Raw genomic sequence first — 17,347 nt, 5'->3', positions numbered from 1 at the left:
GCCTTCCAGTGGAGCGGATCAGCCTCGCGGCTTCTCCTTCATCTCGATCGTCTCGATCTCGTCGCCGATCTGGATGTCGTTGTACTTTCCGAGACCGATACCGGCCTCGTAGTCCGTACGGACCTCCGTGACGTCGTCCTTGAAGCGACGCAGCGACTCGATGGCCAGGTTGTCCCCGACCACGACGCCGTCACGGATGACGCGCGCCTTCGAGTTGCGGGTGATCGTGCCGGAGCGGACGATGACACCCGCGATGTTGCCGAACTTGGAGGAGCGGAACACCTCGCGGATCTCGGCGACACCGGACTGGACCTCCTCGAACTCGGGCTTGAGCATGCCCGTGAGCGAGTTCTCGACCTCTTCGATCGCGTTGTAGATGACCGAGTAGAAGCGGATGTCCACTCCTTCTCGAGCAGCGCGCTCGCGGGCCTTCGGGTCGGGGCGGACGTTGAAGCCCACGATGATCGCGTTGTCGATCGTCGCGAGGTTGACGTCCGACTCCGTGATCGCACCGACACCGCGGTGGATGATGCGCAGCTGCACCGAGTCGTCGACCTCGATCTTGACGAGCGACTCCTCCAGCGCCTCGACGGCACCGGACACGTCGCCCTTGATGATGAGGTTGAGCGACTCGACCTTGCCCTCCTCGAGAGCACGGGTGAAGTCCTCGAGCGAGATGCGCTTGCGGGCCTTGGCCAGCAGGGCGTTGCGCTGAGCGGCTTCGCGCTTCTCGGCGATCTGACGGGCCGTGCGGTCCTCCTCGGTGACGAGGAAGGTGTCGCCGGCGCGGGGCACGGACGAGAGTCCCTGCACCTGCACCGGACGCGACGGCACGGCTTCGAGGACGGCGTTGCCGTTCTCGTCCGCCATCGCACGGACGCGGCCGTAGGCCGTTCCGGCGACGATCGCGTCTCCGACGCGCAGCGTTCCCGACTGGATGAGCACGGTCGCGACCGCACCGCGTCCCTTGTCGAGCTTCGCCTCGATCGCGACTCCGCGCGCCTCCTTGTTGGGGTTGGCGCGCAGGTCGAGACCGGCGTCCGCGGTGAGCAGCACGGCGTCCAGGAGGTCCTGGATGCCGGTGCCCGCGCGAGCCGACACGTCGACGAACATGACGTCTCCGCCGTACTCCTCGGCGACGAGCCCGAACTCGGTGAGCTGCTGGCGCACCTTGGCCGGGTTGGCGTCGGGCTTGTCCACCTTGTTCACCGCGACCACGATCGGCACGTTGGCCGCCTGGGCGTGGTTCAGCGCCTCGATGGTCTGCGGCATGATGCCGTCGTCCGCCGCGACCACGAGGATCGCGATGTCCGTGACCTGGGCACCGCGGGCTCGCATGGCGGTGAACGCCTCGTGACCCGGGGTGTCGATGAAGGTGATCGGGCGCTCGATGCCCTCGTGCTCCGCGACGACCTGGTACGCACCGATGTGCTGCGTGATGCCGCCCGCCTCGCCGGCGACGACGTTGGCGTTGCGGATCGCGTCGAGCAGGCGCGTCTTTCCGTGGTCGACGTGACCCATGACGGTGACGACCGGCGGACGGATCTCGAGGTCCTCGTCCGTCTCGTCGTCGAGCTCCTGCTCGAGGTCGAGACCGAAGCCCTCGAGGAGCTCCTTGTCCTCGTCCTCGGGCGAGACGACCTGGATCTTGAAGCCGAGCTCGGAGCCGAGCACCTCGAAGGTGGCCTCGTCGAGCGACTCGGTCGCCGTCGCCATCTCGCCGAGGGCGAAGAGGACGGTGACCAGGTTGCCGGGGGGCACCGGCACGCCGGTCATGGCCTCGATCTTGTCGGCGAAGTCCGAGATCGACGCGCCGCGGCGCAGACGGATGACCGTCCTGCCGTCGCCGCGGGGGACGCTGACGCCGCCGAGCGACGGGGCCTCCCTGAGCTCGAACTCCTGACGCTTCGTGCGCTTGGACTTCCGGGCCTTGCTCTTGCCGCCGCCGCGACCGAAGGCTCCTGCGGTTCCACCGCCGGGGCCGCGACCGCGACCGCCGCCGCCACCGGGACGCGGGGCGAAGCCGCCACCGGCACCGGGAGCGCCGCCGGGGCGCTGGAAGCCGCCGCCGGCCGGACGACCGGCACCGCCGGGACGTCCTGCTCCGCCGCCGGGTCCGCCGGGACGCTGGCCGAAGCCGGCGGGGCGCTGGCCCATGCCGGGTCCGCCGGGTCGGGGCGCGCCGGGGCGCGGAGCAGCCGGGCGGGGGATGTTGCCCGGGGTCGGACGCGATCCCATGCCCTGCGAGCTGGCGAAGGGGTTGTTGCCGGGGCGCGGGGCGGCGGGACGCTGTCCCATGCCCTGGTTGCTGGCGAACGGGTTGTTGCCCGGGCGCGGGGTGCCGCCGGGGCGGTTGGAGCCGCCCGAGGCGCCGCCGGGGCGCGGGGTGTTCGCGGCGGGAGCCGGACGCGGGGTCACGGGCTTGGGTCCGCCGGGGGTCGCGCCGGACGCCGGCTTCTCGGCGGCGGCCGGAGCCGCGGGGGCCTCGGTCGGAGCCGGAGCGGCGGCCTCGGCGGGCGCGTCCTTGGCTGCCTGAGCGCGCTGAGCGGCCGCGGCCTCCTGGGCGGCCTGAGCCTGGGCCTGGCGCTCGGCGACCGACATCGGCGGTGCCGGCGCCGGAGCGGGCGGCTTGGCCGGTCCGGGCGTGGGCGCGGACGGACGCGCGCCGGAGGGGCGCGGGGCCCCGGGACGGGCGCCGGCGGCGGGGGCGGCCGGGGTCGCCGACGCTCCCGCGGAGGAACCGCCCTGGCCCTGGAGGGCCTGGCGGAGCTTGCGCGCCACCGGGGGTTCGATGCTCGAGGACGGGCCCTTGACGAACTCGCCGAGCTCCTTCAACTTCGCAAGTGCGACCTTGCTATCGACACCCAGTTCGGATGCGATCTCGTGTACGCGTGGTTTTGCCACTTCTCTCCTGTCTTGGGCCTGCACCCAAGACGGGGGCAGGCGTCACGAACGGACGGGTCTCATTTCGAGCCGCTCATCAGTCTTCGCTCATGATCAGTTCACGGGCCGTTCTGCCTGTTCTCTATGGTGTGATCGTGCGCTGCTCCGGCCCCTCCGGTCGAGGGGCCGAGCCGGTCGGATCGTGCGATGTACTGCTCCAGCTCGCTCGCGTCCACGCTCTCGCGTGTCCGGAACGCTCTTCCGAACGCGCGGCGCTTGACCGCGAGCTCGTAGCAGTCGGCTGTGTCGTGGAGCCACGCTCCCCGACCAGGACGGACGGCACGCGGGTCTACCGCGAGGACGTTCGAGTGGAGGACCAGCCTCAGAAGAGAGGCCCGGGGGGCGCGCAGACGGCAGCCGACGCACGTTCTGACGGCTTCCACTCTACTCCCTCCCCTCCGGGACCGCTCCCCCGCACGGCCGATGCTCGGGGATCACTCCCCGTCCATCACCGAATCGGGCTGGATGTCGATCTTCGCGCCGGTCAGCTTGGCGGCGAGGCGGGCGTTCTGGCCCTCCTTGCCGATGGCGAGCGAGAGCTGGTAGTCGGGGACGAGCGCGCGGACGGCCTTGAGGCTCTGGTCGATCACGAACGCGCTGGTCACCTTGGCGGGCGAGAGCGCGCTGGCGACGAAGGTCGGCAGGTCGGAGGAGTAGTCGACGATGTCGATCTTCTCGTTGTTGAGCTCGGCGGTCACCGCGCGCACGCGCTGGCCGAGCTCGCCGATGCAGGCGCCCTTGGCGTTCACGCCGGGCTCGGTCGCGCGCACCGCGATCTTGGTGCGGTGGCCGGCCTCGCGGGCGAGGGAGACGATCTCCACCACGCCGGACGCGATCTCGGGGACCTCGAGGGCGAACAGCTTGCGCACCAGCGACGGGTGGGTGCGGGACACCTGGACCGACGGGCCCTTGGGTCCGCGGCCGACGCTCGTGACGTAGACGCGGATGCGGCGTCCGTGGCTGTAGTCCTCGCCGGGCACCTGCTCCTCGGGCGAGAGGATCGCCTCGATGGAGCCGAGGTCGACGTGGATCATCCGCGGGTTGGGGCCCTGCTGGATGACGCCGGCGACGATGTCGCCCTCGCGGCCCTTGAACTCGCCGAGCACGTGCTCGTCGGCGATGTCGCGCAGGCGCTGGTTGATGACCTGCTTCGCGGCGAAGGCGGCGATGCGGCCGAAGTCGCGCGGGGAGTCCTCGGCCTCGCCCACGACGGCGCCCTCCTCGTCGAGCTCGGGCACGAAGACCGAGACGTGACCGGTCTTGCGGTCGAGGTGCACGCGCGCGTCGACGGCGGTGGCCTTGTCGGCGTCGTCGGCCTGGCCGATGTGCTTGAGGTAGGCGGTCAGGATCGCCTGCTCGATGATCTGCACGAGTTCCTCGAAGGGGATCTCGCGCTCGCGCTCCATGAGTCGCAGAACGCTCAGGTCGATGTCCACGGGCGGGCCTTTCTCTCTATTCACTTGGATGCCGCGGTGGTGACCGCGGTCGTTCGCCTGCCGGGCTCTCACCCGGATCAGCCCTCAAGGGTACCCGACGCGGCCCGGGGTTCCACCCGCGGTTCCTGCCGAGGCACGGAGGGCCCCGCCTGCCGCGGGAAGCGGTGGCGGGGCCCTCGGCGTGTCGGGTCTAGGCGCCCAGCCGGGCGAGCGCCTCGGCGACCGGGAGCTGCTCGCGCTCGCCGGACCGGCGGTCCCACAGCTCGACGATCCCGTCTGCCGCTCCTCGCCCCGCGATGACGATCACGGGCACCCCGATCAGCTCGGCGTCGCCGAACTTGACGCCGGGCGAGACCTTCGGGCGGTCGTCGATCAGCACGTCGCGGCCGGCGGCCTCGAGGGAGGCGCCGACCGACTCGGCGAGCTCGAGAGCCGCCGCGTCCTTGCCGGTCGCGATGACGTGCACGTCGAACGGCGCGACGTTCGCGGGCCACAGCAGTCCGCGGTCGTCGTGGGTGGCCTCGGCGATGATGGCGAGGATGCGGGTCACGCCGATGCCGTAGGAGCCCATCGTGACGGTGACGAGCTTTCCGTTCTCGTCGAGCACCTTCAGCCCGAGGACGTCGGCGTACTTGCGGCCGAGCTGGAAGACGTGGCCGATCTCCATGCCGCGGGCGGTCTCGATCGGGCCCGAGCCGTCGGGCGCCTCGTCGCCGGTGCGGACGTCCGCGACCTCGACGGTGGCGTCGCCGTGGAAGTCGCGGCCGGCGACCAGGTCGAGGACGTGCTGCCCGGAGACGTTGGCCCCGGTGATCCAGGCGGTGCCGTCGACCACGCGCGGGTCGAGCAGGTAGCGGACGCCGGTCGCCGACTCCTCGCCCAGGACGGCTCCCTCGGCCGACCAGGGTCCGATGTAGCCCTTGACCAGTCCGGGGTGCTTCGCGAAGTCCTCCGCCGTGGCGGCCTCGACCTCGGCCGGGGCGAACGCCACTTCGGCGCGCTTGAGGTCGACGTCGCGGTCGCCGGGCAGGCCGACGATCACGAGCTCGCGGGTGCCGTCGAGCGCGGTGAGCGCGAGGACGACGTTCTTCAGGGTGTCGGCGGCGGTCCAGGCGCGGCCGTCGGGGCGGGGCTGCGTCGCGTTCGCCAGGTCGACCAGGGTCTGGATGGTCGGGGTGTCGGGCGAGTCGAAGACGCGCGCCTCGGGCAGGCCCTCGACGGGCAGCGCCGCGGGGACGGGCGTGCGGTACGCCTCGACGTTCGCCGCGTACCCTCCCGCCGACCGGACGAAGGTGTCCTCGCCGACGGGGGTGGGGTGCAGGAACTCCTCGCTCCGGGAGCCGCCCATCGCTCCGGCGTCGGCCTGCACGATCACGTACTCCAGGCCCAGACGGGCGAAGATCCGCTCGTAGGCGTCGCGCTGGCGCTGGTAGCTCGCGTCGAGCCCGGCGTCGGTGTAGTCGAAGGAGTACGCGTCCTTCATCGTGAACTCGCGGCCGCGCAGGAGGCCCGCGCGGGGCCGCGCCTCGTCCCGGTACTTGTCCTGGATCTGGTAGATCGACAAGGGCAGGTCCTTGTAGGAGGAGTAGAGGTCCTTCACGAGCAGCGTGAAGAACTCCTCGTGCGTGGGAGCCAGCATGTAGTCGGCGTCCTTGCGGTCCTTCAGGCGGAACACGCCGTCGCCGTACTCGGTCCAGCGGCCCGAGAGCTCGTAGGGCTCGCGGGGCAGGAGCGCGGGGAAGTGCACCTCCTGGGCGCCGGCCGCCTCCATCTCCTCGTGGATGATCCGCTCGATGCGGCGCTTGACGCGCAGGCCCAGCGGCAGCCAGGCGAAGACGCCGGGCGCCTGACGGCGGATGTAGCCCGCGCGGACGAGGAGGCGGTGGCCCGCGACCTCGGCGTCGGCGGGATCCTCCCGGAGCGTGCGGACGAACAGATGCGAGAGACGGGTGACCACGAGGGACGATCCTATCCGCTGCGCTCCCCCGGCTCGCGAGGGCGCCGGGAGCCTCAGTCGGGGATCCGCGAGAAGACGACCGCTCCGCCCGTGCCGTCCAGCAGCACGTCGTCGGGGGTGCCGCCGATCGTCATCGGGCCGGAGAGGAGCGCCCGGAGCCGGATGGCCTCGGGGCTCGGCGTGTCGGAGCAGGTGTCGGAGCCGGTCACCTCGTCGCCGGGGATCAGCACGCCGTCGTCGATCCGGTAGGCGGCGCTGACCACGAGGCAGCCCGTGCCGACGACCAGGGTCGGCGCACCCCCGACGCTCTCCGAGCGGAGGCGGACGCGGGCGTCCTCGACCCAGGCCGTGTACGGGGTCTCCCCCTCGGCCGCGGTCAGCACCCAGCGGTCGCAGCCGAAGGGGTCCTGCGGGGTGCGGCTGTCGATGCACTCGCCGGCCTCGGAGGACGGGCCGCTGCGGAGCGCGGCGACACCGGAGGCGAGGAGCGCGGCGGCGACGACCACGAGCGCGAGGCGCAGTGCGGGGCGGACCACGCCGATCCGCCCCGCACCGTCAGTTCGCGCCGACGGTGACGACCGGGGCTCCGGTCGAGGTGTCGTCGGCCGGCATCTCGGCGGCCAGGCGGTTGGCCTCCTCGATGAGGGTCTGGACGATCTCGGCCTCGGGGACGGTCTTGATGACCTCGCCCTTGACGAAGATCTGGCCCTTGCCGTTGCCGGAGGCGACGCCCAGGTCGGCCTCGCGGGCCTCGCCGGGTCCGTTGACGACGCAGCCCATGACGGCGACGCGCAGCGGGACGCTCATGCCCTCGAGGCCGGCGGTGACGTCGTTGGCGAGCGTGTAGACGTCGACCTGCGCGCGGCCGCAGCTGGGGCAGGAGACGATCTCGAGCTTGCGCTCGCGGAGGTTCAGCGACTGGAGGATCTGCAGGCCGACCTTGACCTCCTGCGCGGGCGGGGCCGAGAGGGACACGCGGATGGTGTCGCCGATGCCCTCGCCGAGGAGGATGCCGAAGGCGGTGGCGGACTTGATGGTCCCCTGGAACTCGGGGCCGGCCTCGGTGACGCCGAGGTGGAGGGGCCAGTCGCCGCGCTCGGCGAGCTGGCGGTAGGCCTTCACCATGACGACGGGGTCGTTGTGCTTGACCGAGATCTTGAAGTCGTGGAAGTCGTGCTCCTCGAAGAGGCTGGCCTCCCAGACGGCGCTCTCGACGAGGGCCTCGGGGGTGGGCTTGCCGTACTTCTGCAGGATGCTCGGCTCGAGCGAGCCGGCGTTGACGCCGATGCGGATCGAGACGCCGGCGGCCTTCGCGGCGGCGGCGATCTTGCCGACCTGGTCGTCGAACTTGCGGATGTTGCCGGGGTTCACGCGGACCGCGGCGCAGCCGGCGTCGATCGCGGCGTAGACGTAGTTGGGCTGGAAGTGGATGTCGGCGATGACCGGGATCTGGCTCTTCTTGGCGATGATCGGCAGCGCCTCCGCGTCGTCGCGGCTCGGCACCGCGACGCGGACGATGTCGCAGCCGGACGCGGTGAGCTCGGCGATCTGCTGGAGGGTCGCGTTGATGTTCGTCGTCGGTGTGGTGCACATCGACTGGACGCTGACCTGCGCGTCACCGCCCACGAGCACCTTGCCCACCTTGATCTGGCGGGACTTGCGGCGGGGGGCGAGGGTCATGGGGACCTTGGGAAGACCCAGATTCACTGCTGGCACGCGCCCCATCGTACGCGCGCCGCGGGACCCCTCGTCCGCTCGCCGCACCTTCCCAGCCGCCGCCCCTCCTGCGCGCCTCGGAACCCGTCCACCGCACCTGCTCTCAGCCCGAGACCGCACGACGATCCGCGGTCGCCTCGCTCCCGAGCCGAACCGCCGATCCCGTCCGAGCGATTAACCGCAGACGCTGCCAGCCCGCTCCCTTCACAGAGCGGACCGCGCCACGCCGGTCAGCGACCGCCCTGCCACCCTCGAGGCGAACGGGTGAATCGCGTCCCAGCGATTCGCCCCAGCCGTTCGCACCCCGCTCCACCCACGCCCCACCCCGAGAAGCCGACCGCGCCACGCCGGGCGAGGCCCGGCGTGGAATCCAACTCAGAACAGCGTGATCGGCTTGACGATGTCGGCGTAGATGAGGAGGGCGCTCATGCCGCCGAGGACGAGGACGACGACGTAGGTGAGCGGGAGCAGGCGGGCGATGTCGACGGGGCCGGGGTCGCGGCGTCCGAAGAGCTTGGCGATCCGGCGGCGCAGGCCCTCCCAGAGGGCGCCGGCGATGTGGCCGCCGTCCATGGGGAGCAGCGGCACCAGGTTGAAGACGAGGAGGGCGACGTTGAGCGAGGCGAGGACGCCGACCATCGTCTGCACCTTGGACACGACGGGGAGCTGGTCGGAGGCGGCGATCTCGCCCGCGATCCGGCCCACTCCGACGACGCTGATCGGGCCGTTGGCGTCGCGCGCCTCCGAGCCGAACGCCGCCTGGGCGACGTCGATGAGGCGCTGCGGCAGGTTGAGGATCACATGGGCGACGCTGGTGATGTTCGACCAGACCGTCTCGGGCACCGCGGTGACCGGCTGCTGCGCGAGGGCCGACGTGGGCGAGATGCCGATGAAGCCGACCGTCTGCGTCTCGATCGCACCGGAGGCGTCGGTGACGGGGGCGCCGTTCGCGTCGGTCACCGCGACCTCGTTCTCGGCCGGGGTGATCGTGAGGGTCAGCGGGGCGCCGTCGCGCTGGACGGACACGCTGAGCGGGACGCCCGCGGAGCGCTGGATGATCGGGGTCAGGTCGTTCCAGGTGCTCACCGGAGTGCCGTCGATCGCCGTGATCGTGTCGCCCGGCAGCAGGCCGGCCGCGGCTCCGGGTGCCAGCGGGTCGTCGGCGGTGCAGGTCGCGGTCGCGCGCTGCGACTCCGGGACCACGCACTGCGAGACCGCGGCGAGGGTGCTGGTGCTCTGCGGGATCCCGATGCCGCAGAGGAGGACGGTGAAGAGGACCGTGGCGATCACGAGGTTCATGAAGGGGCCGCCGGCCATGACGACCACGCGCTTCCACACGGGGAGCCGGTAGAACGCGCGATGGTCCTCGCCGTCGCCGATCGTCTCCGCGCTGGCGGCACGGGCCTCGTCGATCATCGTGGCGTAGGCGCCGCGCCGGGGCTCCTCGAGCTGGGCCTCGGAGGACGCCAGGCCGTTGAAGAAGCCTGTGCTCGACTCCGTGGGCCGGTCCCCCGGGTGCTTCGGCGGGTACATGCCGATCATGGCGATGTAGCCGCCGAGCGGGATCGCCTTGACGCCGTACTCCGTCTCGCCGCGTCGCCGGGAGAAGAGGGTCGGCCCGAACCCGATCATGTACTGCGTGACCTTGACCCCGAACAGCTTGGCGGGGAGGAGGTGCCCGACCTCGTGCAGGGCGATGGAGAGGGCGACGCCGACGGCGATGATGACGACGCCGAGGACGAAGAGCAGCACGGATTCCACCGACACACTGTAGGCCGGGCCCGCCCGTCCACGCTGGGGTGCGCCTGCACGGATCCGATGAACTCCGCGGCCGAGCGGATCAGCGGCGCGACGTCCGCCGACACGGATCCGCGGAGACGGAGCCCGTCCGGATGACCCCTGGTCAGACTCCGGCGATCCGCTCGTCCGCCGTGCGGCGCGCCCACTCCTCCGCCGCGGCCAGCGACTCGCGGGTCAGCGTGCCGTCGACGCTGTGCGCGTCGACCACCGCCTCCACCGTCTCGAGGATGTCGAGGTAGCCGATCCGCCCCGCGTGGAACGCCTGCACGGCCTGCTCGTTCGCCGCGTTGAACACGGCCGGGTAGGAGGCGCCCGCCTCCCCGACGCGCTTCGCGAGCCGGACCGAGGGGAACGCCTCCTCGTCCAGCGGCTCGAACGTCCAGGAGTGGGAGCGGGTCCAGTCGAGCGGGACGCCGACCCCGGCGACGCGGTGCGGCCAGTCGAGGCCGAGCGAGATCGGGAGCCGCATGTCCGGCGGCGAGGCCTGGGCGATCGTCGAGCCGTCGACGTACTCGACCATCGAGTGGATCACCGACTGCGGGTGCACGGTGACGTCGATCCGGTCGTAGGGGACGTCGAAGAGCAGGTGCGCCTCGATCACCTCGAGCCCCTTGTTGACCAGGGTGGAGGAGTTGGTCGTGACGACCAGGCCCATGTCCCAGGTCGGGTGCGCGAGCGCCTGCGCCGGGGTGACGTCGCGGAGGGAGGCGCGGTCGCGTCCCCGGAACGGCCCGCCGGACGCGGTCAGCACGAGGCGGCGGACCTCGCGGTGCTCGCCCGCGAGGAGGGCCTGGGCGATCGCGGAGTGCTCGGAGTCGACCGGCACGATCTGGCCGGGACCGGCGAGCGAGGTGACGAGCTCGCCGCCGACGATCAGCGACTCCTTGTTGGCGAGGGCGAGCGTCCTGCCCTCCTCGAGCGCCGCGAGCGTCGGGCCGAGCCCCACCGAGCCGGTGATCCCGTTCAGCACGACGTCCGCATCGACCGAGCGGATCAGCTGCTCGGCCTCCTCCGCGCCGAACGCCGTGTGCTCGACGCCGAACGCGGACGCCTGCTCGGCGACCGCCGCCCGGTTCGAGCCGGCGGCGAGGCCGACGACCTCGAACCGCTCGCGGTTCGCGCCGATGACGTCGAGAGCCTGCGTGCCGATGGACCCGGTCGAGCCGAGGATGATGACCCTGCGCATCCGCCCATCCTGGCACGGAGCGCCCAGCGCCTCCCGGTCAGCTGATGGCGAGGATGTCGACCACGAAGACGAGGGTGTCGGTCCCGCTGATCCCCGCGTTCTGGTTGCCCTGTTCGCCGTAGCCCTTCGACGGCGGGATGGTGACCAGCACCTGCGAGCCGACGGTCTGGCCGACCACGGCCTCCTTGAAGCCCTCGATCACGTCGCCGGTGCCGAAGGCGGCGGGAGCGGGCTTCCCCCAGCTCTGGTCGAACACCTCGCCGGTGCCCCAGACCACGCCCTGGTACTGCACGATCAGCTGGTCGCCGTCGGCCACGGTCGCGCCGCTCCCCTTCTTGAGGACGGCGAGCTGCAGGTCGGCGGGCGGGTCGGTCGAGGGGATGGTGACGGTGGGCGCCCCGTCCTCGGCGAGCGCCACCGTCGGCAGGCCGTCGACCGGGGGCTGCGGCTCGCCGTCGGCGGCGGTCGGCACGATCTGCTCGACGTCGATCACCATGACGATCGAGTCGGTCGCGGCGATGCCGAACTGGCTCTGCCCGGCGTCGCCGAACGCGTCGGCCGGGGGAACGACGGCGACGACGCGCGAGCCGACGGTCGCGCAGTTGACGGCCTTCACGAGACCGGCGAGGTACTGGTCGGTGTCGACCTCGAAGGCCGCGCGGCCACCGGACGCGTAGCTGCTCGCCGAGAACTCGGCACCGCTCGTCCCGTTGTAGAGCGTGTAGTCGACCAGCACGGTGTCGCCCTCGGCGACCTCCTCGCCGGTGCCCTCGATCGCGACGGAGCGCTCGGTGGCGTCCACGCTGACCGGGCTGGGGAACACGGTGACCGGCTTGGTGGCGAAGTCGCCGCTGGTCTGCACTGCGGCGGTCGCCTCGCCCTCGGTCGCGCAGCCGAGCGGGGTGGCTGAGGCGGACGGCGCTGCATCCGGCTCCCCGGGGGTGCAGGCCGCCAGGCTCAGGGAGGCGCCGAGGACGGCGAGGATCGCGAGGGTTCTGCGCACAGGGGCACCTTTCGTGACCGGCGGCGGCCGGTGGACGTTCGGGGATCGCCTCCATCCTGCACGGCTCGCCTCGCAACGCGCTGGGTGCGGGTCCTCGAACGGTCCCAGGCCTACCATCGGGGCATGCGTGAATTCTCGGTCCCCCAGTCCCGAGAGCTCGTCACCGAGCTCCCCGGCCCGCGCTCCGTCGCCCTCCAGGAGCGCCGCGTCGCCAGCGTCTCCCGCGGCGCCGGGACGCTCGCGAACATCTACATGGACCACGCGTCGGGCGCGGTCCTGGTCGACGTCGACGGCAACCGCCTGATCGACCTCGGCTGCGGCATCGGAGTGACCACCATCGGCCACGCGCACCCCGCGGTCGCCGCGGCGGCCGCCGCGCAGGCCGAGAAGCTGACGCACACCCTCTTCACCGTCACTCCGTACGAGAACTACGTCCGGGTCGCCGAGAAGCTCGCCGAGATCACCCCCGGGGACTTCGAGAAGCACTCGATCCTGGTCAACTCCGGCGCGGAGGCGGTCGAGAACGCCGTCAAGATCGCGCGGAAGTTCACCGGCCGCCGCGCCATCGCGACGCTCGACCACGCCTTCCACGGCCGCACCAACCTCACGATGGCGATGACCTACCGCCCCTGGCCGGAGCGCGCGGGCATGGGCCCCTTCCCGGGCGAGATCTACAGCCTCCCGATCAGCTACCCGTTCCGCGACCCCGAGGGCATGACGGGCGAGGAGGCGGCCGAGCGCACCATCGACTACATCACCACCCACATCGGCGCGCAGGAGCTGGCCGCGCTCTTCGTCGAGCCGATCCAGGGCGACGGCGGCATCATCATCCCGGCGCCGGGCTACTTCCGCCGCCTGTCCGAGTTCTGCACCGAGAACGGCATCGTCTTCGTCGCGGACGAGATCCAGGCCGGCATCGCCCGCACCGGCACCTGGTACTCCATCGAGCACCACGGCGTGGTCCCGGACCTCATCACGACGGCCAAGGGCATCGCCGGCGGCTTCCCGCTCGCCGCCGTCACCGGCCGCGCCGAGATCATGGACGCCGTGCAGCCCGGCGGCATCGGCGGCACGTTCGGCGGCAACCCCGTCTCCACCGCCGCGGCGCTCGCGACGTTCGAGGCGATCGAGTCCGAGGGCCTGCTGGAGGAGGCGCAGCGGGTCGAGCGCCTGCTGCAGGCGCGGATCGGCGACTGGGCCGAGCGCTTCGCGGTCGTGGGCGAGGTCCGCGGCAAGGGCGCGATGTGGGGCGTCGAGCTCGTCCACCCGGGCACGAAGAAGCAGTACCCGGAGGCGCTCACCGCGATCCTGAAGCACGCCACCACGAACGGCGTGATCGTCCTCGACGCGGGCAGCTGGGACAGCGTGCTGCGGATCATGCCGAGCGTGGTCATCAGCGAGGAGCTCATCGACGACGCCGCGACGGTCATCGAGGAGGCGCTCGCCCAGTTCGGCTGATCCGCCGCATGACCGGAGCGGCATGGACGCCCCGGTAGCTTCGTCGGAATGCGGATCGACGACGACCACGAGAGGCCGACTCCCCCGGGGATCGGCCTCTCCGCGCGTCTGGCGCGCCTGTCCATCGGCGGCGTCGGCCGGCTGGTCTACCGGCCGATCGTGGAGGGGCGCGACAACGTCCCGGCCGAGGGACGCGTGATCCTGGCGGCCAACCACCTCTCGTTCATCGACTCCCCGGTGCTGACGCTGCTCGCCCCGCGGCCGGTGCAGTTCCTGGCCAAGTCGGACTACTTCACGGGGACCGGCGTGCGGGGCGCCCTCTCGCGCGCGTTCTTCACGAGCGTCGGAGCCGTCGCGGTCGAGCGCGGCGCCGGCCAGGCCGCTCAGGAGGCGCTGGACCTCGGCCGGGCGATCCTCGAGCGGGACGAGGCGTTCGCCGTCTACCCCGAGGGCACCCGCTCCCGCGACGGGCGCCTCTACAAGGGCCGCACCGGAGTGGCATGGCTCGCCCTCACCACGGGCGCGCCGGTGGTCCCCGTCGGCATGATCGGCACGCAGGAGCTCCAGCCGGTGGGCACGAGGGTGCCGCGCCTGCACCGGATCACGGTCCGCTTCGGGGCTCCGCTGGACCTCTCGCGGCACGGCTCCGCCGACTCCGGCCGCGCCCGACGCCACGCCACCGACGAGGTGATGGCGGCCGTCCACGCGCTCTCCGGGCAGGAGCTCGCCGGTGCGTACAACGAGTCGCCACCGACGACCACGGTCGAGCGCATCCGCCGGGCGCTCCCGCACGAGCGCCGCTGAGCCTCAGCGCGCGGACGCCTCCGGCTCGTGGGCGACGGGGAAGTTCACCGAGTTGGCGATGAAGCAGAGCCGGGAGGCCTCGGCGTGCAGCGTCTGGGCGATCGCCACCATCGACTCCTCGGCGACAGTGACGCGGGGCCGGAGGGTCACCGAGGTGAAGCGGCCGCTCTCCCCCTCCTGCAGCATCGAGCCCACCGCGTCGTCCGTGTAGCCGGTGACGACGACTCCGTTCTTGACCGCCACGTGCAGGTAGGAGAGGAGGTGGCACTGCGCGAGCGCCGCGAGGAGCAGCTGCTCCGGGTTCCAGCGGTCGGCGTCGCCCCGGAAGGGCGTGTCGGCCGAGGCGAGGATGGGCGCCGGGCCCTCCGCCGTGACGGTCAGCTGGCGCCCGTACTCGCGGTAGCCGCTCGTGCCGGTGCCCCGGTCGCCCTCCCAGACGACGGACACCGCGTACTCGTGCTCGGACTTCATCGGGCTCCTCCTCGACGGCGGTGGATCAGGCCGGTCGCGCCGGTCTGGACCTCTGGACGCGGAACCCCCGCGGGTAGACTCCGAGGACCATGACAGACACGCTCGCCCCCCAGGTTCCCACGTCCGCAGTCCCCCAGGAGCGGCGCGTCGCGACCGAGATCCCCGGGCCGCGATCCCGGGCCCTGCACGAGCGCCGCCTCGCCGTCGTGCCCACCGGCGTCGGCACCGCGCTCCCCGTCTACATCGACCGCGCGCACGGCGCGATCCTGGTCGACGTCGACGGCAACAGCTTCATCGACCTCGGCGCCGGCATCGGCGTGACGACGATCGGGCACACCGACGACTCCGTCGTCGCGGCCGCCGCGGAGCAGCTCGCGCGCCTCACGCACACCCTCTTCACCGTCACTCCGTACGAGCCCTACATCCGCGTCGCGGAGCTGCTGGCCCAGCACACCCCCGGCGACTTCGCCAAGAAGACCGTCCTGGTCAACTCCGGTGCCGAGGCGGTCGAGAACGCCGTCAAGATCGCGCGCAAGCACACCGGCCGCCCCGGCGTCGCGGTGCTCGACCACGCGTACCACGGACGCACGAACCTCACGATGGCCATGAACTTCAAGGCGCTGCCCTACGGCCTGGGCTTCGGACCCTTCGCCAGCGACGTCCACCGTGCGCCGAGCTCGTACCCGTACCACGACGGCCTGTCGGGAGCCGAGGCCGCCCAGCGCGCGATCTCGTACCTCGAGAAGACCGTCGGCGCGTCCGCCCTGGCCTGCCTCGTCGCCGAGCCCATCCAGGGCGAGGGCGGCTTCATGGTCCCCGCCGACGGCTTCCTCCCGGCACTGCAGGAGTGGTGCACGGCCAACGGCATCGTCTTCGTCGCCGACGAGATCCAGTCGGGCATGGCCCGCACCGGCGCCTGGTTCGCCAGCGAGCACCTCGGCCTCGTCCCCGACCTCGTCCTCTCGGCCAAGGGCATCGCCGGCGGCCTGCCGCTCGCGGGCGTGACGGGCCGCGCCGAGATCATGGACTCGGCGCAGGCCGGCGGACTGGGCGGCACCTTCGGCGGGAACCCCGTCGCCGCCGCCGCCGCCGTCGCGGTCTTCGAGCGCATCGAGCGCGAGGGCCTCCTCGCCGAGGCCGACCGGATCGGCGCCCGCCTGGGCGCGGCGCTGCGAGGCCTGCAGGAGCGCTACGACATCATCGGCGACGTCCGCGGAATCGGCGCGATGATGGCTATGGAGCTCGTGCAGCCCGGCACCGCCGGCACCACGAAGGAGCCGAACGCCGTCGCGGTCCAGGCGATCATCGACTACGCCGCCCAGCACGGGGTCCTCGTGCTGAGCGCCGGCACCTACGGCAACGTGGTCCGCTTCCTGCCGAGCCTCGCCCTCACCGACGAGCTGCTCGACGACGCCGTGTCGGTCATCGCCGACGCGTTCGCCACCCTCTAGACGCGATCCTCCGAAGGCCACCGCGGGCGCCGAGGCGCTCCCCGGTGGCCTTCGGCGTGTCCGGGAGCGCGGGACCGGTCGGCGCATCGGGCAGGATGGGGGGATGCCAGCAGGAACCTTCACCGTCGCCGAGTCCGTCGAGCTGGCCGTCGTCGAGCGATCCGGGTTCGTCGAGTCGCGCCACGCCGGCTCCGCCGTCCTCCTCGACTCCGAGGGCCGCGTCGCCCGCAGCCTCGGCACCCCGACGGCTCCCGTCTTCCCCCGCTCCTGCCTCAAGCCGTTCCAGGCCCTCGCGGTGATGACCGCCGGAGTCGAGCTGAACGGCGCGGAGGCGGTCATCGCCACCGCGAGCCACGCCGGCATCCCCCAGCACGTGGCGCTGGTGCAGAACCTGCTCTTCCGCGCCGGCCTGGACCACACCGCCCTGCAGTGCCCGGCCGACTGGCCCGGCGACTCCGGGACCCGCGCTCAGCTGCTGCGGGCGGGCGCGACTCCGGACCCGCTCTACATGAACTGCTCGGGCAAGCACGCGGCGATGCTGCTGGCCTGCGTGCAGAACGGCTGGAGCACCGAGGACTACCTCGAGCGGACGCACCCGCTGCAGCAGCACATCGTCGACACGATCGAGCGCCTCACCGGCGAGCGCGTCGTGGCCTCGGGGATCGACGGCTGCGGAGCTCCCGTGCACGCCCTTCCTCTGACCGCGCTGGCGAAGGGCGTCTCGCGGATCGTGTCCTCCTCCCCCGCCTCACCGTTCGGCCTCTACCGCCAGGCCGGCGTCCTCACGGCCGCGATCCTCGAGAACGCGTGGGCGATCGACGGCCCGGGCCGGGACAACACCGTCGTGATCGAGCGCCTGGGCCTGGTCGCCAAGCTCGGCGCCGAGGGCGTGCTCGTGATGGCCTCGCCCGACGGCACCACCGTCGCCCTGAAGATCCTCGACGGGAGCCTGCGCGCCGCGACAGTGGTCGCGCTGAAGCTCCTGGTCGAGGCGGACGCGGTGGACCGGACCGCGGCGAACGACGTGCTGGTGCGGCTGAACCCGGTCGTGTCGGGCGGCGGGCGCCCGGTCGGCGCGATCCGTGCCTCCTACGTCTGACCGCACCTCCCGGCACACCCTGA

14 protein-coding genes are annotated in these 17,347 nt (G+C 72.2%); 4 read left to right on the top strand and 10 right to left on the bottom strand.

Features of this window, described 5'->3' with window-relative positions; translation table 11 throughout:
• Positions 1–18 precede the first annotated feature (18 nt).
• The 9 genes from infB to C5C30_RS01160 form a co-directional block, all read right to left on the bottom strand.
• On the bottom strand, positions 19–2,904 hold the full coding sequence (gene infB, locus C5C30_RS01200) for a translation initiation factor IF-2 (RefSeq protein ID WP_104246572.1): 2,886 nt from the start codon (positions 2,902–2,904) through the stop codon (positions 19–21).
• A 98-nt stretch (positions 2,905–3,002) separates the two neighbouring features.
• The gene (locus C5C30_RS01195) at positions 3,003–3,326 is read right to left on the bottom strand and encodes a YlxR family protein (protein ID WP_104225593.1); all 324 of its coding nucleotides are present in this window, start codon (positions 3,324–3,326) and stop codon (positions 3,003–3,005) included.
• A 51-nt stretch (positions 3,327–3,377) separates the two neighbouring features.
• Complete coding sequence (nusA, locus tag C5C30_RS01190; protein WP_104225180.1) at positions 3,378–4,379, bottom strand: transcription termination factor NusA; 1,002 nt, start codon at positions 4,377–4,379, stop codon at positions 3,378–3,380.
• Between the two features lie 190 nt (positions 4,380–4,569).
• Positions 4,570–6,336, bottom strand: a complete 1,767-nt coding sequence (locus C5C30_RS01185) for a proline--tRNA ligase (protein ID WP_104225179.1) — start codon at positions 6,334–6,336, stop codon at positions 4,570–4,572.
• 53 nt (positions 6,337–6,389) lie between these two features.
• Positions 6,390–6,872 (bottom strand): hypothetical protein, encoded by a 483-nt coding sequence (locus C5C30_RS01180; RefSeq protein WP_104333014.1) that lies wholly within the window; start codon positions 6,870–6,872, stop codon positions 6,390–6,392.
• A 19-nt stretch (positions 6,873–6,891) separates the two neighbouring features.
• Positions 6,892–8,052: a flavodoxin-dependent (E)-4-hydroxy-3-methylbut-2-enyl-diphosphate synthase gene (ispG, locus tag C5C30_RS01175; RefSeq protein ID WP_173244694.1), complete on the bottom strand. Its 1,161-nt coding sequence runs from the start codon at positions 8,050–8,052 to the stop codon at positions 6,892–6,894.
• A 375-nt stretch (positions 8,053–8,427) separates the two neighbouring features.
• Complete coding sequence (locus C5C30_RS01170) at positions 8,428–9,813, bottom strand: RIP metalloprotease (protein ID WP_258065747.1); 1,386 nt, start codon at positions 9,811–9,813, stop codon at positions 8,428–8,430.
• 142 nt (positions 9,814–9,955) lie between these two features.
• A complete protein-coding gene (gene dxr / locus C5C30_RS01165; RefSeq protein WP_104223045.1) occupies positions 9,956–11,038 on the bottom strand; it encodes a 1-deoxy-D-xylulose-5-phosphate reductoisomerase in 1,083 nt (360 codons plus the stop codon).
• Between the two features lie 37 nt (positions 11,039–11,075).
• Positions 11,076–12,041: an FKBP-type peptidyl-prolyl cis-trans isomerase gene (locus C5C30_RS01160; protein ID WP_181131410.1), complete on the bottom strand. Its 966-nt coding sequence runs from the start codon at positions 12,039–12,041 to the stop codon at positions 11,076–11,078.
• 123 nt (positions 12,042–12,164) lie between these two features.
• Here C5C30_RS01160 and C5C30_RS01155 point away from each other — a divergent pair, with 123 nt between their 5' ends.
• Positions 12,165–13,499 (top strand): aminotransferase class III-fold pyridoxal phosphate-dependent enzyme, encoded by a 1,335-nt coding sequence (locus C5C30_RS01155; RefSeq protein ID WP_104223043.1) that lies wholly within the window; start codon positions 12,165–12,167, stop codon positions 13,497–13,499.
• A gap of 48 nt (positions 13,500–13,547) precedes the next feature.
• A complete protein-coding gene (locus tag C5C30_RS01150) occupies positions 13,548–14,303 on the top strand; it encodes a 1-acyl-sn-glycerol-3-phosphate acyltransferase (protein WP_104223042.1) in 756 nt (251 codons plus the stop codon).
• Between the two features lie 3 nt (positions 14,304–14,306).
• On the opposite strand, the gene C5C30_RS01145 is transcribed toward C5C30_RS01150, so the two are convergent.
• Positions 14,307–14,774, bottom strand: a complete 468-nt coding sequence (locus tag C5C30_RS01145) for an OsmC family protein (RefSeq protein ID WP_104223041.1) — start codon at positions 14,772–14,774, stop codon at positions 14,307–14,309.
• Between the two features lie 89 nt (positions 14,775–14,863).
• Here C5C30_RS01145 and gabT point away from each other — a divergent pair, with 89 nt between their 5' ends.
• Entirely contained in the window at positions 14,864–16,225 is a 1,362-nt protein-coding gene (gabT, locus tag C5C30_RS01140) for a 4-aminobutyrate--2-oxoglutarate transaminase (RefSeq protein WP_104223040.1), read from the top strand.
• 103 nt (positions 16,226–16,328) lie between these two features.
• Positions 16,329–17,324, top strand: coding sequence for an asparaginase (locus tag C5C30_RS01135; RefSeq protein WP_104223039.1), 996 nt, complete (start codon positions 16,329–16,331; stop codon positions 17,322–17,324).
• Positions 17,325–17,347: the final 23 nt, after the last annotated feature.

Source organism: Rathayibacter sp. AY2B5 (assembly GCF_002931645.1).
GTDB lineage: Bacteria > Actinomycetota > Actinomycetes > Actinomycetales > Microbacteriaceae > Rathayibacter.
This window is presented reverse-complemented; position numbering and strand designations above follow the sequence as displayed.

Bases quoted from the DNA above. Each gene is read 5' to 3' on its own strand.
- dxr (WP_104223045.1), bottom strand. From the start codon at position 11,038: ATGCGCAGGGTCATCATCCTCGGCTCGACCGGGTCCATCGGCACGCAG.
- C5C30_RS01155 (WP_104223043.1), top strand. From the start codon at position 12,165: ATGCGTGAATTCTCGGTCCCCCAGTCCCGAGAGCTCGTCACCGAGCTC.
- C5C30_RS01150 (WP_104223042.1), top strand. From the start codon at position 13,548: ATGCGGATCGACGACGACCACGAGAGGCCGACTCCCCCGGGGATCGGC.
- C5C30_RS01145 (WP_104223041.1), bottom strand. From the start codon at position 14,774: ATGAAGTCCGAGCACGAGTACGCGGTGTCCGTCGTCTGGGAGGGCGAC.
- gabT (WP_104223040.1), top strand. From the start codon at position 14,864: ATGACAGACACGCTCGCCCCCCAGGTTCCCACGTCCGCAGTCCCCCAG.
- C5C30_RS01135 (WP_104223039.1), top strand. From the start codon at position 16,329: ATGCCAGCAGGAACCTTCACCGTCGCCGAGTCCGTCGAGCTGGCCGTC.